General features: G+C 44.5%; 13 protein-coding genes. 11 read left to right on the top strand and 2 right to left on the bottom strand.

Annotated features, from left to right (window positions below; genetic code table 11):
- Positions 1-2: 2 nt before the first annotated feature.
- A complete protein-coding gene (locus OC443_RS12205) occupies positions 3-272 on the bottom strand; it encodes a hypothetical protein (RefSeq protein ID WP_073584347.1) in 270 nt (89 codons plus the stop codon).
- A 98-nt stretch (positions 273-370) separates the two neighbouring features.
- On the opposite strand from OC443_RS12205, the gene OC443_RS12200 reads away from it, so the two are divergent.
- From OC443_RS12200 to OC443_RS12165, 8 genes are read left to right on the top strand one after another with little or no spacing between them, the layout of a single operon-like run.
- Positions 371-727: an Hpt domain-containing protein gene (locus OC443_RS12200; RefSeq protein ID WP_073584349.1), complete on the top strand. Its 357-nt coding sequence runs from the start codon at positions 371-373 to the stop codon at positions 725-727.
- 12 nt (positions 728-739) lie between these two features.
- Positions 740-1,909 (top strand): HDOD domain-containing protein, encoded by a 1,170-nt coding sequence (locus OC443_RS12195; RefSeq protein WP_073584351.1) that lies wholly within the window; start codon positions 740-742, stop codon positions 1,907-1,909.
- A 10-nt stretch (positions 1,910-1,919) separates the two neighbouring features.
- Entirely contained in the window at positions 1,920-2,285 is a 366-nt protein-coding gene (locus OC443_RS12190) for a response regulator (RefSeq protein WP_073584353.1), read from the top strand.
- Positions 2,282-2,863, top strand: a complete 582-nt coding sequence (locus tag OC443_RS12185) for a chemotaxis protein CheC (protein ID WP_073584355.1) — start codon at positions 2,282-2,284, stop codon at positions 2,861-2,863. The genes OC443_RS12190 and OC443_RS12185 overlap by 4 nt, the downstream gene beginning before the upstream one ends.
- Positions 2,864-2,871: 8 nt before the next feature.
- Entirely contained in the window at positions 2,872-4,191 is a 1,320-nt protein-coding gene (locus tag OC443_RS12180) for a sensor histidine kinase (RefSeq protein WP_073584357.1), read from the top strand.
- 18 nt (positions 4,192-4,209) lie between these two features.
- On the top strand, positions 4,210-5,538 hold the full coding sequence (locus OC443_RS12175) for a sensor histidine kinase (protein ID WP_073584359.1): 1,329 nt from the start codon (positions 4,210-4,212) through the stop codon (positions 5,536-5,538).
- The gene (locus OC443_RS12170) at positions 5,525-7,141 is read left to right on the top strand and encodes an EAL domain-containing protein (protein WP_073584361.1); all 1,617 of its coding nucleotides are present in this window, start codon (positions 5,525-5,527) and stop codon (positions 7,139-7,141) included. The genes OC443_RS12175 and OC443_RS12170 overlap by 14 nt, the downstream gene beginning before the upstream one ends.
- 21 nt (positions 7,142-7,162) lie before the next feature.
- Positions 7,163-8,518, top strand: coding sequence for an HD domain-containing phosphohydrolase (locus tag OC443_RS12165; protein WP_262021676.1), 1,356 nt, complete (start codon positions 7,163-7,165; stop codon positions 8,516-8,518).
- Between the two features lie 10 nt (positions 8,519-8,528).
- On the opposite strand, the gene thiD is transcribed toward OC443_RS12165, so the two are convergent.
- Complete coding sequence (thiD, locus tag OC443_RS12160) at positions 8,529-9,377, bottom strand: bifunctional hydroxymethylpyrimidine kinase/phosphomethylpyrimidine kinase (protein WP_073579868.1); 849 nt, start codon at positions 9,375-9,377, stop codon at positions 8,529-8,531.
- A gap of 337 nt (positions 9,378-9,714) precedes the next feature.
- Between thiD and OC443_RS12155 the strand changes: the two genes are divergently transcribed.
- From OC443_RS12155 to OC443_RS12145, 3 genes are all read left to right on the top strand, one after another.
- Positions 9,715-10,812: an ABC transporter substrate-binding protein gene (locus OC443_RS12155; protein ID WP_073579867.1), complete on the top strand. Its 1,098-nt coding sequence runs from the start codon at positions 9,715-9,717 to the stop codon at positions 10,810-10,812.
- 64 nt (positions 10,813-10,876) lie between these two features.
- Complete coding sequence (locus OC443_RS12150) at positions 10,877-11,938, top strand: FecCD family ABC transporter permease (protein ID WP_073579866.1); 1,062 nt, start codon at positions 10,877-10,879, stop codon at positions 11,936-11,938.
- Entirely contained in the window at positions 11,932-12,705 is a 774-nt protein-coding gene (locus OC443_RS12145) for an ABC transporter ATP-binding protein (protein WP_073579865.1), read from the top strand. The genes OC443_RS12150 and OC443_RS12145 overlap by 7 nt, the downstream gene beginning before the upstream one ends.
- Positions 12,706-12,960: the final 255 nt, after the last annotated feature.

The raw sequence follows: 12,960 nt of genomic DNA, 5'->3' as shown, positions 1-12,960 counted from the left end.
AGTCAAAGGAGATTGATTTTTTTGTGATGTTTTTCATCAATTAAAACCCGGAGTGAATCAATCCGGACTATGTCTATCCCGCTGAACTGAATGCCGCTCATCCATGATGAGCGGTTTTTTTTTGCTTTATACCCAAGCAACCTGAACCCTGCATCTTCAGGTTGTTTGGGTATATTTAAATCTTGTTTCTGCTTAATTGACAGCATACCTCTTCCCTTTGCTGCAGATGCAGCAATACGCATTTTTGTTAAGATACGCAGCGTTTTCGGCATCCCTCTTTCTGAAGATCAACTACACTTATCATTGTGTGATGGCAAGGCATTGTTTATCGGTGGATTTTGTTTTTCAGGGTCCATGTTGAGGGTGAAATATGGTGGAAATAAAGTATTTCAAGCCGGGGCGGGTAGCTGAAATGGTCGGCGAAGAGCATGTCGAAGAAATCCTGAAAGGCTATTTAACATCTGTTTCTGATGTTCTGACAGACTTAAGAACCTGTTGGCTGAAAAAAGATCTGGAACAGGTACGGGTTTTTTCTCACCGTATTAAATCGTCAACCCGGCTCATAGGTGCCGACGATTTAGCCGATGATTTTCAGCAAATCGAAACAGACACTGAATCCGCTGAACTGAATATTTGTGATGATATGTCCCGGCTGACCGGTATAGAGGTGAAATGTAATCATCTGAAAGAAGAGATCGAATCCTATCTTAACTCAGCAACACATTGAGAAGGAACAGCTATGAAACTGGAAGTGATATGTGTTGATGATGACGAATTTATGCTCAAGGCGATAGGCCGGTTGTTCCGGTGTCTGCGTCCGGAGTGGAAAGTCTTGCTGGTCCCTGATCCTTTAAACTGGATGGGATACTGGGAAAAATCAGGTTTTGGTGAACCTGCAATTTTTATTTCTGATCTTTTGATGCCAAAGAAGAAAGGGGATGAGCTGCTGGGGGAGGTAAAGAAGACCTTCCCGGAGGCTGTCCGGGTTTTACTGACCGGCGACACTTCGGCAGACATCCCCAAAAGAGCGCATGATTTTGCTCACTTTGTGTTACCGAAACCCTTTACACAATATGATTTCGAACGTCTGTTTGTCAGTGCGGAACGTTTACACAAAATGCCTTTTAATGGTGCCTGTCGCAGAAAGCTGGGGTTGCTTTCCGGGTTGCCTGTTTTGCCAAATGCGGTTCGTGAATTGCAAAGAGTGATTGCTTCACCTGATTGTGATTTACGTTTGATGGCAAATGTGATCAGCCACGAGCCTGCTTTGATCGCCCGGGTATTTCAGATTGCTAACTCTTCATATTTTGGTTTTCGCCGGGTAACGGATTCCCTGCCGGAAGCGATTGGCCGGCTTGGAGCCACCCTGCTTGAAACCATTGCCCTTTCATTATTAACCCATATTCCTTACAAAAGAGTCTCCCCCGCGCTGCAGAAAAGAATTTCTGAGAAGGCGCTGAAAACTGCGTCGATTGCCAGAATGTTTGCTAAATATCTTAAATTCAGCCGGGGAGATCAGGATAAAGTCTTTATTGCCAGTATCCTGACCGCGATCGGCCGATTACTGGTGATTGAAGAAGGCGCCTCTGAAGAGCAGGTCAGAGATTTTCTGGGGTTGCAGGACAGTTATGAAGATCATCATGTTGTCGCAGCATATCTGCTTATTCTGTGGGGATATGAAATCGAAACCGGTGAGCTGATTTTAAATCAGAATAAAGTGTTATTTACCAGTGAAAAGGAAGTAGAAAGGCTTGGCAGTGCAATTGCGCTGGCAACACTGACAGAACCACTGGAGTCGGAAGATCAGTTTGAACAGCTTTCTTTAGAGTTACCGGAACAGGTGAGTGCCATGCTGATGGAGCTAATGCCCCAGCTATTAGAATCCCAGTCTAATATTTTTGAAGAATAAGGAGAGTGGTATGGCCGTAAATGTCACTATCGCAGATGATTCGAGAATGTCCCGAAAATCAGTGATACGGGCACTCCCGGAAGAATGGGATATTGAAGTGCATGAAGCACAGAATGGAAAAGAAGCAATTGATAATTATTCTCAGGGATTGGCAGATGTATTGTTTTTAGATTTAACCATGCCGGAAATGGATGGTTTTGAGGTTTTAGAGTATTTGCATGATATTGATGCCAAAACTATAGTCATTGTAATTAGTGCGGACATTCAGCCCTATTCGCAAAAGAGAGTCAAACAGCTGGGTGCCGCTTCTTTTATCAAAAAGCCCCTGGATCCTTCCCATTTGCATGAAGTATTACATGAGGTCGGACTATTATGAGTACTGTATTGACTGATGATCACAAAGATGCCCTGCAGGAATTTATGAATATTTCAATGGGGCAGGCGGCCAGTAAGCTGGCCAGTTTGCTTGATCTGCATGTCACGATTTCTGTACCGAATGTACATATCGCAACGGATGAAGATATCCAGCGGATTCAATCCCGGGAGGATGATTATTTTTATACCCGACAGTCGTTCTTTGGGGAAATGGATGGTGAACTGATCACCATTATCAGCCGTCAGGGGTGTAAAACGGTTGTTGATGATTTGAATCGGGCGAAAGGGTATGAATCAGGAATGATCGAGCTGGAAGAAAGTATCCTGGACATATCCAATATATTGTCTGGTGCGAGCCTGAAAGGATTGTGTCAGCAGATTGATGTGAAAACCAGAATTCAGCCGCCGGTTTTGTTTGAACCTTCCAAGCAAGCATTGCCCGTTTCGGACTGGAAGCTGTCTCTGGTAATGGAAATCATGTTTCTGATTGAAAAAGATTCATTTTCTGCCAACACAATTATCTGCTTTGCTGACAAAGAGCTGGACAAGGTGTTCAAACGTTTGGATAAGTTAATGTAGGAATTGCAATGGGCAAAGGTCGTTTATTACTGTCAGATTTACTGGATCAGCTTAGCTTTGCATTATGCATCGTACGCAATGATTATATCATTGTAAAAGCGAATGATTATTTTCAGTCGCGTATACTTTTTGAAGGGGAAACAATGCAGGGAAAAAATATCCTGGCGTTGTTTCCTGATTCTGCCAGTTACATTAAACGTAAAATTGATACTGCACTTGTGATTGAGTCTTCCAGCTTTTCATCCTGGGAGCAAAAACCACACGTTTTGCCTTTCAAAAGCTCCCGGCCGGTTTCCGGCGAAGAAGATAAAATGTTTCAGGATATTGAAGTTATCCCCATCCACAGTGAAGATGGTGCGCTTGAACATGTTTGTCTGTGTGTTTATGACGTGACGATTCAGGCGAGTCAGCAAAATCAGCTGAAGGACGTTTCCCGTCAGCTTGAACAGGAACATAGTGAGCAAAGTATATTAATCAAAAAACTTGAAGAAGCGCAGGGACAGCTGATTCAGTCAGAAAAAATGGCATCAATCGGGCAGCTTTCCGCAGGTATCGCGCATGAAATCAATAATCCTATTGGTTTTATCACGTCGAATATTCAGACTCTGAATGATTATTTTAACCGTCTGGCTTCAGTGATTGAATCGATGAAACAGATGATTATGAAATCAGAAGATGAAGCATTAATTGCTCAATGTAACGAGCTGTTATCTCATTATCATATTGATTATATTCTGGAAGATACTTCGGAACTGATTGTAGAGTCTTTGGAAGGTTCTTCACGCGTGATGTCGATTATCAAAAACCTGAAAGAGTTTTCCCATGTAGACGGTTCAGAATGGTCTTACGCCTGCCTGGCAAACTGTATCGACTCGACACTGAAGATCATCAACAATGAGATTAAATACAATATAAATGTTGAGAAAGATTTTTCCGGAGATATTCCGGATGTTTTTTGTCAGCCCATGCAAATTAATCAGGTTTTACTGAATCTCCTGGTCAACGCCAGTCAGGCGATTGAAGGTGTAGGTACCATTTATATTTCGTTATATGAAGTCGAAGACAATCAGGTTGAAATCAGGGTTCGTGATACGGGTTCAGGCATTCCGGAAGCAATAAAAGATCGGATATTTGAACCTTTTTTTACAACGAAAGACGTTGGTTCAGGTACCGGACTTGGATTGTCTGTTTCCTATGGCATCATTAATAACCATCAGGGAGAAATAAAGGTTGAGAGTACTGAAGGACAGGGCTCTGAGTTTATTATTCGTCTCCCGATTGACAAAAATGTCTCAGTTGATGAAGTTGTAGAGCAAACCGGGAGTTAAGAATACAGAGGTTGAATCATGCCAGATTCACAGTTAAAGACACATCAGGTGCATGTTCTGTCCGGAAATCAATGTGACCATCACCCGGATCAGCAGTTTGCAGTCTCTCTGATGAAGATTCTGCTTGCTTCCGGTTCCCGGTTGAATTGCATCGAACGATTTATGGACATGATGCACCATACCTTTCCGGATATTCAGCTCTGTCTGTTTTCGGCACACAGTGAATCCCGTTTATCTTTAATTTGTTCGAGACCGCAAGTCACTGATGTTGCCTCTGAAAGATTTTTCCCGGTATTGAGTGCTGAGCGCTGCTGCACGATTAACGACCTGATGTCTTCAGAGGTCTGGAAAGTCAGTTATGCTGATTTATTTCCCGGAGTCTCACAATGTCTGCTTTTTTCGACCAATATGAATACCCGTTATTACACTCTGATGGTGATTAGTGCTGCTGAAGATGTTGAGCGGGAGCCCTGGTTTCAAAAGTTTTGTTATACATGTGAGATTATCCACACAGTCTCGGAATATATGACCTTTGTTGAGACTCACTTTGAGCAGGCTGAGCATATTCAGCAAAGAGAAAAATTTGCGTCTTTGGGGCAGCTTGCTGCCGGTGTAGCCCATGAAATCAACAATCCGCTGGCTTTTATTATGAGCAATTACAATACCCTGAATTCATATTTCAGCCAGTTGAGAACATTTATCGGGCAATCGGGGCTGGTTTTGGATGATTCCGTGACATTTTTACTGGAAGACAGCGAAGCGATTCTGTCCGAAACATATGAAGGGCTAACGCGGATTCAAAGTATTGTCTCCAGCCTGAATGTCTATGAGCATGAGTCTGTTGGAACGCAGCGACAGATTGATTTAAGAGATGTCATCAGTACCGCATTGAGTATGGTGCAGGGCGAAATCAGCCTGAAAGCCGATATTGAATACCAGACACCGGATGAACCTTTTTACGTCATTGGTTATCCGGCGCGCCTCCAGCAGGTAATTATTCACCTTGTTGTGAATGCACTCCAGTCAATTACTCATGATGAAGGACGGATTTTTTTACACCTGCGTTCTGAGAAAGCCGTTCAAAATCCGGGCAAAAAGATCATTTTTCTTGTCATTGAAGATAATGGAAAGGGGATTCCGGAAGATTATTTAACGCGTATTTTTGAACCATTTTTTACGACCAAGAGGGTTGGGGATGGTGCAGGTCTGGGCTTGTCGGTTGCGAAAGAAGTCATTGAAGAGCATCACGGTCAAATCTCAATCGAGTCCGTTGTTGAACAAGGTACCAAAGTGCTGATTCGACTACCGGGACTGGCTTGTGTGACAGGTGAAAATGATGCGTTTTAAAGAGATTCTGCTTGTTGACGATGAGCAAAAAGTTTTAAAGGCTCTGAAACGTGAGCTTCAAGGTCGTGTTGGTGTCATTCACTGTGCATCTTCAGCCGCAGAAGCACTGCAGATTCTGGCAGAAAATCCGGTTGAGCTGGTGATTTCTGATTATAAAATGCCGGGACGGGATGGCGCTGAACTGGTGATAGATATCCGGAAACAATATCCTTACGTCATGACAATTATTTTGTCCGGCCAGGCGGATTTATCCGGTATATCAAAAGCGCTGAATGAAGGGCAACTCTATCGTTTTATTAAAAAGCCATGGGATATTCAGCAACTGCTGGAGGCGATTGAGGATAGTTTCAAAGAGGCCGAAACCAGACATGGTCTGGATTGTATGACGGGTCTGAAGAACTTACAGAGGCTCAATCTCTATGTGGAGCAGTTACGTCAGCAGATGCAGCAATTGCCGATTGTGGTGATAGTTCATATTTCCGGTGTTAAACGGGTGAATGAACACTACGGTTTTCAGACCGGAAACCGCCTTCTGTGTGATATTGCCCGGCATTTATATCAGGATGATGATACACAGGATTTGTATCGTCAGGGCAATAACTATCTGTTTTTGTTACCCGTTGATAAGAATTTATATGACCGGGTTCAGCAGTTAAATCAACATATTCAGTCAAGACATACTTTTGACAGCCAGGTTGAATATCGTGCATCTGTGCACCTGATGGAGCTTCCCGCTCAGGGGGAAATTACAACGGATTATTTATCGGAACATATTTATTCTCACTCATTTCCTTTTGAAGGAAATGAGTCGCTGCATATCATTTGTGAAAATCCGGTCAGCTCAGATATCTATCAGTTATTTGCGATACAGAAAGGGCTGCAGAACGAAGAGTTTCTGGCATTTTATCAGCCCCAGTGGAATATCAGACAGCATTGTCTGGAAGGGATGGAGGCCTTAGCCCGCTGGCAAAATAAAAACGGACAAGTGTCTGCTCCGGTTAATTTTTTCTCACTTCTCGATAAATATAATATAATTGAATTACTTACTGAAAAAATATTGCAGTGTGTTGTGACCTTTATTAAAGAGAATAATGCATTGCTGGAAGACCTGCATATCAGTATCAATGTTCCGGGACGTATGCTGATTTATGGTGAGTTTTTCGACCTGCTTGAAAAGTGTACCAGTCTGGACAGACAAATTATTTCAAAATTGTCAGTAGAAATTACAGAGCAGGATTGCATCGATAACTTTTCCAAAGCGAAGAGTGAACTGAAAAGATTAAAGTCGTTGGGGATTTCTTGTGCACTGGATGATTTTGGTACGGGTTATTCCGGCTATGAATATCTATATGAAATGCCATTTGATGTTCTGAAGATTGACGGCAGATTTGTCCAGTCTATCGGTGAGCATGAAGCGACCAATGTGGTTTTACAGTCTATGATTGATAGTGCCCGGACGCTTCATATGACTGTTGTTGCTGAATGGGTGGAAACCCAGGAACAGGTCGATTTACTTGATAAACTGGGATGTTCTGTCATTCAGGGACATTTGGTTGGTGAAGCATTATCACCTGAAGCGTTAGTAAAATTTTTATCGAAGTAGCGAATATACAGGATAGCCGCCATGGAAAATAAAGCTGGAAATATGTCGCAGACAACCGATAAGCTGACCATATTATTATTAGACGATGAAAGTGATATCCTGAAAGCGCTCAATCGGGTATTACGGATGAGCTATCATGTTGCCGCATTTAATGAAGGGAAAGAAGCCCTTGAGTACATGGCTGAGCATGAGGTGTCGATTATTATTTCCGATATGCGAATGCCGGAAATGGACGGTGCCGAATTTCTTGAAAAAGCAAAAGCGCTTCAGCCTGAAACGATTCGGATATTATTGACGGGATACAGTGATATTCAGTCGACGATTAAAGCTATCAATTCTGGTGGCATTCACACGTACATCAGTAAACCCTGGGATAATGAAAACCTGAAGCTGACCGTTGCAAAAGCGGCCGAGTTTTTTTATCTGACTAAAGAAAAAGAGCGCCTTGCAAAAGAGCTGGAAGAGCGGAATGTGCAGCTGGAGCAAATGAATGAAGCGCTGGAAGAATCGAACGCGAAGCTGAAAGATTTTAATCTGAAACTGGAACAGAAAGTTGAGGAGAGAACTGAAGCTTTAAAAGGCTCTAATTTGCGGCTCGAAGCCTTATTGAAAAGCCGTAATAAAACATTCCGGGATATTCTCAGTATGGTCACGGCGATTATTCAGCACCGGACGGGTTTTCCGGCCGATCATGCAGAACGGATTGCCAATCAGGCCAAGGCTGTTGCACAGCGTTTGCATTTACCGGAGTCTGAAGTCGGGCATGTTTATTTATGCGGGCTGATGCATCAGATAGGGTTGATTGGGGCAAAAGATGCAGAAATTGAGATGACAAAAGTTGACCCTGAAAGCCAAATCCCGATTTCTCCGAGTGCAAATCCTGTCGTTGGGGCGACGGTTGTGTCTAATATCAAACGATTTGAGCCGCTTGTCGATATCATTTATCACCAGGATGAACATTATGATGGCAGCGGCCGGCCGGATCATTTGCGGGAAGAAGAAATCCCGGTTGGTTCCCGGATTATTAAAGTGATTAAGGATTATGATTTTTATGTTGCTTCTCCTTATAACCCGCGCCGGATGACAACGAAAAGTGCTCAGGGTTATCTGAAAGAGCAGGCCGGGCATATGTATGATCCGCAGGTCATTGAGATTTATCTGGCGATGATTCAGAAACCCGGTCAGCTGGAGGATGGTTTAGAGCTATGCATTGGCCTGAGCGAAGTGCGTCCGGGAATGATTATCAAGAAAGACTTGTATCTGCCAAACGGAAATCTGATGTTGACGGCTGGCAACGCTATCAGCTCTAACCTGTTGTCACGGCTGAAATCAATCGAGAAACAAACCAATATGCCCATTGCGGTTTATATTGGCTGACTCTCCCTCTTCATCGTTTGGTTCCGGGGCCGGACAGACTCTGATAAAAGGCGTGAAAGTGATGCACCGGTCCTTTTCCCTGTCCGACACAGAGTCTGTCTGCATTTGATATGGCGGCAGATATGAATGTTTTAGCCAGCGCCACGGCATCATATAACGTATTGCCCTGAGCCAGAAATGACGCAATTGCCGATGAGAGAGTACACCCCGTACCATGCGTATTGCTGGTTGTGATTCTTTCACTCTTAAAACTGAATTGTTCGTCCGGGGTGATGAGCAAATCTTCACAAAAGTTTTTGTCTTCAGAATGACCGCCTTTCAGCAGAATTCCTTTCGGATGTATCTTTCTCAGCTGTTCAGTTAAAAGCGGCATTGCCGGGAGGCAGTCTGACTCAGCGTGACTGGTCAGCATGAGGGCTTCCGGCAGATTAGGTGTGATGAGATCAGCCATCGGCAGCAGGATATTTTTCAATATCCCGGTGGCTGACGGTTCAAGTAAGTGTGTGCCGCTGGTTGAAATCATTACCGGATCTATCACCAGCCAGCGGGGCTGGAATATGGAAAGTTTCTCCGCAATGACCTCAATAATGTCAGGTTGAGATAACATCCCGATTTTGACGGCAACCACATTTAAATCATTGAGTACCGAATCCAGTTGCTGGCCCACAATGTCAGCTGGCAGAGGATGGACTGCGTCGACACCCTGGGTATTTTGTGCCGTCACTGCGGTGATGACTGAGCATGCATAGGACCCGGTGGCTGAAATCGTCTTGATGTCAGCCTGAATACCGGCCCCGCCACTACTGTCGCTTCCGGCGATGGTGAGAACTACGGGAATATCCTGAGTCTGATGTTTCATGCGTTATTATTCCATCTGTCCCAATATGCCAGGTTATTGAAAACCGATGAATCCTGATGGATTCCGGTTGTCTTGTTCAAAAACCTCTTTCACTATTCCGATATGATATTCATTCCATTTTTCTGATACAACCGTTTCATTTTTAATATGGTTTATAGCTGATTCTTATTAAAAATGAGAGTGACTATTATTTGCGTTTATATATAATAACCAGCCTTGTCGGTTTAATGATGAAAAACACAACATAATATCACCCACACTTTGAAGGTGTATCACACCTGAACTTTGTGACTGACAAATTTTCAATCACTTTGGTGCAGATAGAATTGGAATAATAATGAAGATAAAACAATTACTGATGACGGTACTGATGAGTGCCATTCCTTTTGTAACCCAGGCAAAAGTGACGACGATAGAAGATATTGCGGGCAGAAAAGTGGCCGTTGATGTGCCTGCAAAGCGGGTTGTTCTTGGTTTCTATGCTGAAGATTATATGGCGATCGGTGGAGAGAAAGCATTTGAACATGTGGTTGGCATTTCCCGGGATACCTGGAAAGTCTGGCGACCAGCAAGCTGGAAGTTATATACCGCCCATAATCCGGCACTGGCCAACATTCCTGATGTGGGAGAAGTCGAAGCGCAAACTTTTTCTATTGAAAAAGTGCTGAGTTTGCGACCTGATGTCCTGCTGCTGGCAGACTGGCAATATAAAGGACTGGGTACCGATGTTCAGAGAATTGAAGATGCCGGTGTGCCGGTGGTTGTAGTGGATTATAACGCTCAGACATTACAAAAACATCTGGACAGCACTGCGATTATTGGCAAGATTACCGGGCAGCAGAAACGGGCAGAAAAAATTGCCGGAGAATACAGTCAGGCTATTCACCTGATTCGTCAGCGGCTGGCGGAAAAGCACCTGTCAAAGCCCAAAGCCTATGTCGAATTTGGTAACAAAGGCCCGAAGGAATATAGCTTCACCTATGGCAAAAATATGTGGGGCGCGATGCTGACCATGGCCGGAGGCGATAATATTGCTGCACCTTATGTTGAGTGGTGGGGACCAATGAATCCTGAGCAGGTGCTTGCCTCCGCGCCTGAGGTCATTGTCATTGCCGGTACTGAATCAGGTAAAGCCGGAGGTGCGATGCTGATGGGGCAGGGCATTGACCGTCAGACAGCAGTGAACCGTCTGAAAGGATTTATCAAACGGCCCGGATGGTCAGCATTACCGGCAGTGAAACAAAAGCGTGTCTATGGCATTTATCAGGGCGCATCGCGTTCTATCCTTGATGCCAGTATGACTCAGTATCTGGCGAAAGCACTTTACCCTGCGGTGTTCAGTGATTTAGATCCTGAACAGGCATACTTTAATTTTTATCGTCAGTATCTGCCGGTTGTTCCGGAAGGAACGTTTGCTGTCAGGATGACAGAATAAGTTCAAAGCAATGAATGGCAGAACTGTATCTGCCATCTTTATTTAGTGAAGGTTTTAATTACGGATGTCTTCAGATTTAATTTCCGGAGCTGTACAGGCGCAAAGAAAGGCAGAGAAGCGACGTTGGGTCGTACTCTGCTTTTTCTCGTTACTGATTCTGGCTTCATTCATTCTTGATGTGATGACGGGTCCTTCTATGCTGGATGTCAGCCGGGTGGGACATGCGCTATTGAACTGGGTTGGTTTGCCGGTTTCCGTGGATGGAATGACGCAGGTCATTGTTACGAACCTGCGTTTACCGATTGCACTGATGGCGATTATTGTCGGCGGTTCTCTCGGTATTGGCGGGGCTGAGATGCAGACATTGCTCAATAACCCCATGGCCAGCCCTTATACATTAGGCATGGCGGCGGCGGCCGGGTTTGGCGCGGCGTTGATGCTATATATTGGTGCGGCTGATATTTCAGTCCACTTTGCTGTTCCGGTTGGTGCGTTTATTTGCTGTATGTTATCCGCCTGCTTTTTGTTTGCGATGGCGATGATGCGGCATATTACATCAGGGCAACTGGTGCTGGCAGGGATTGCACTGCTTTTTCTGTTTCAGTCTTTACTGTCTCTGGTTCAGTTTGTGGCTTCTCCTGAGTTGAGTCAGCAGATTTTATTCTGGCTGTTTGGCAGCTTATCCAAAGCCACATGGGACAATTTGCTTCTGACCGGCGGCGTGACTCTGGTGTGTTTCATGGCTTTGATGAAAGATGCATGGAAGCTGACAGCCCTGCGGCTGGGAGAAGAACGGGCGAAAAGCTTAGGGATTGATATTACCCGCCTTCGTCTGAAAACCTTATTTATTGTTGCGCTGATGACCGCAACCGTGACCAGCTTTGTTGGGATTATCGGATTTGTTGGCATTGTGGCACCAAACATTGCACGGATTCTGGTGGGCGAAGATCAGCGCTTCTTTTTACCATTGTCATTCTTAACTGGTGCCTTTTTGTTATCAACCGCTTCTGTATTATCTAAAGTGATTGTCCCCGGTGCGTTGTTCCCGATTGGTATTGTGACGGCCATTATCGGGGTTCCTTTTTTCTTCTGGCTGATTATCCGTGGAAGACGTGCACTATGCTGAGTGTTAAAAATTTAAATATTCAGATTGATCAGCTGACACTGGCTGATCAAATGAGCTTTTCTCTGCAGCCGGGACAGGTCAATGTGATTATCGGGCCGAACGGCACCGGGAAAAGTACCTTACTGAAAGCATTATTTGGTGATATGACGCTTCAGTCCGGTGAACTGCAGTATAATGATACATTGCATCAGGCTGTTTCTGTGTCGGTGTGGCGGCAGTTATTTGGCTATATGCCTCAGGATATCCGGATGGATATCGGACTAACCGTGATTGAAGTGGTATTGCTCGGGCGGCTTGATGCGCTGAGCCTGCGTGTGGATGACCTGATGTTACAGGAATCCATGAAAATTTTGCATCAGTTAGGTCTGACACATCTGGCGAACCGGGATGTAAGAACACTGAGTGGCGGTCAGTGTCAGATGATTTTATTTGCTCAGGCTTTGATGCGTTGTCCTGATATCCTGATGCTGGATGAACCTGTCAGTGCGCTGGATCTCCATTATCAACATGTATTGCTGGAGCATCTGGCAACGCAAACCATAGAACACAATTATGTCACACTGATGGTTTTACATGATTTGAATCTGGCCGCGCAATATGCCGATCATCTGATGGTTCTGAATCAGGGGAAAATCGTGTCTCAGGGAGTGCCCGGCGATGTCATCTCAGCGGAGCTGATTGGCGATGTCTATGGCGTTGAAGCAGAGGTTTCCTATGATAGTCAAAATGTTCCATTTGTGAGGACTTTACGTACTTCTCATCCTTAGAGTCAACCGCCCCTTATCCCCGTTTTTATCATTGAGAACTGATACCTTTCGGTTTGAACAGATTTGGTTGATTGAGCTTGATATGAAATCAGGTTCACTTATTTAACCAGCTCTTAACCAGCATACGATTATGCTCCTTTCCGGTTATATACCCAAGCAACCTGAAGATGCATGATTCAGCGTGCAGCCGAAAGGGGCAGTTCAAGGAAAGAGAATGCAGGAATGTACCCACCTTTCAAATTCTCTTGACGCAGA

Origin of the sequence: Vibrio quintilis (assembly GCF_024529975.1) — a bacterium.
In the GTDB taxonomy this organism is placed as follows: domain Bacteria; phylum Pseudomonadota; class Gammaproteobacteria; order Enterobacterales; family Vibrionaceae; genus Vibrio; species Vibrio quintilis.
This window is presented reverse-complemented; position numbering and strand designations above follow the sequence as displayed.

What these genes read in the sequence shown, in the direction of transcription:
- OC443_RS12205 (WP_073584347.1), bottom strand. Translation starts at nt 272, where the DNA reads ATGCCGAAAACGCTGCGTATCTTAACAAAAATGCGTATTGCTGCATCT.
- OC443_RS12200 (WP_073584349.1), top strand. Translation starts at nt 371, where the DNA reads ATGGTGGAAATAAAGTATTTCAAGCCGGGGCGGGTAGCTGAAATGGTC.
- OC443_RS12195 (WP_073584351.1), top strand. Translation starts at nt 740, where the DNA reads ATGAAACTGGAAGTGATATGTGTTGATGATGACGAATTTATGCTCAAG.
- OC443_RS12190 (WP_073584353.1), top strand. Translation starts at nt 1,920, where the DNA reads ATGGCCGTAAATGTCACTATCGCAGATGATTCGAGAATGTCCCGAAAA.
- OC443_RS12185 (WP_073584355.1), top strand. Translation starts at nt 2,282, where the DNA reads ATGAGTACTGTATTGACTGATGATCACAAAGATGCCCTGCAGGAATTT.
- OC443_RS12180 (WP_073584357.1), top strand. Translation starts at nt 2,872, where the DNA reads ATGGGCAAAGGTCGTTTATTACTGTCAGATTTACTGGATCAGCTTAGC.
- OC443_RS12175 (WP_073584359.1), top strand. Translation starts at nt 4,210, where the DNA reads ATGCCAGATTCACAGTTAAAGACACATCAGGTGCATGTTCTGTCCGGA.
- OC443_RS12170 (WP_073584361.1), top strand. Translation starts at nt 5,525, where the DNA reads ATGATGCGTTTTAAAGAGATTCTGCTTGTTGACGATGAGCAAAAAGTT.
- OC443_RS12165 (WP_262021676.1), top strand. Translation starts at nt 7,163, where the DNA reads ATGGAAAATAAAGCTGGAAATATGTCGCAGACAACCGATAAGCTGACC.
- thiD (WP_073579868.1), bottom strand. Translation starts at nt 9,377, where the DNA reads ATGAAACATCAGACTCAGGATATTCCCGTAGTTCTCACCATCGCCGGA.
- OC443_RS12155 (WP_073579867.1), top strand. Translation starts at nt 9,715, where the DNA reads ATGAAGATAAAACAATTACTGATGACGGTACTGATGAGTGCCATTCCT.
- OC443_RS12150 (WP_073579866.1), top strand. Translation starts at nt 10,877, where the DNA reads ATGTCTTCAGATTTAATTTCCGGAGCTGTACAGGCGCAAAGAAAGGCA.
- OC443_RS12145 (WP_073579865.1), top strand. Translation starts at nt 11,932, where the DNA reads ATGCTGAGTGTTAAAAATTTAAATATTCAGATTGATCAGCTGACACTG.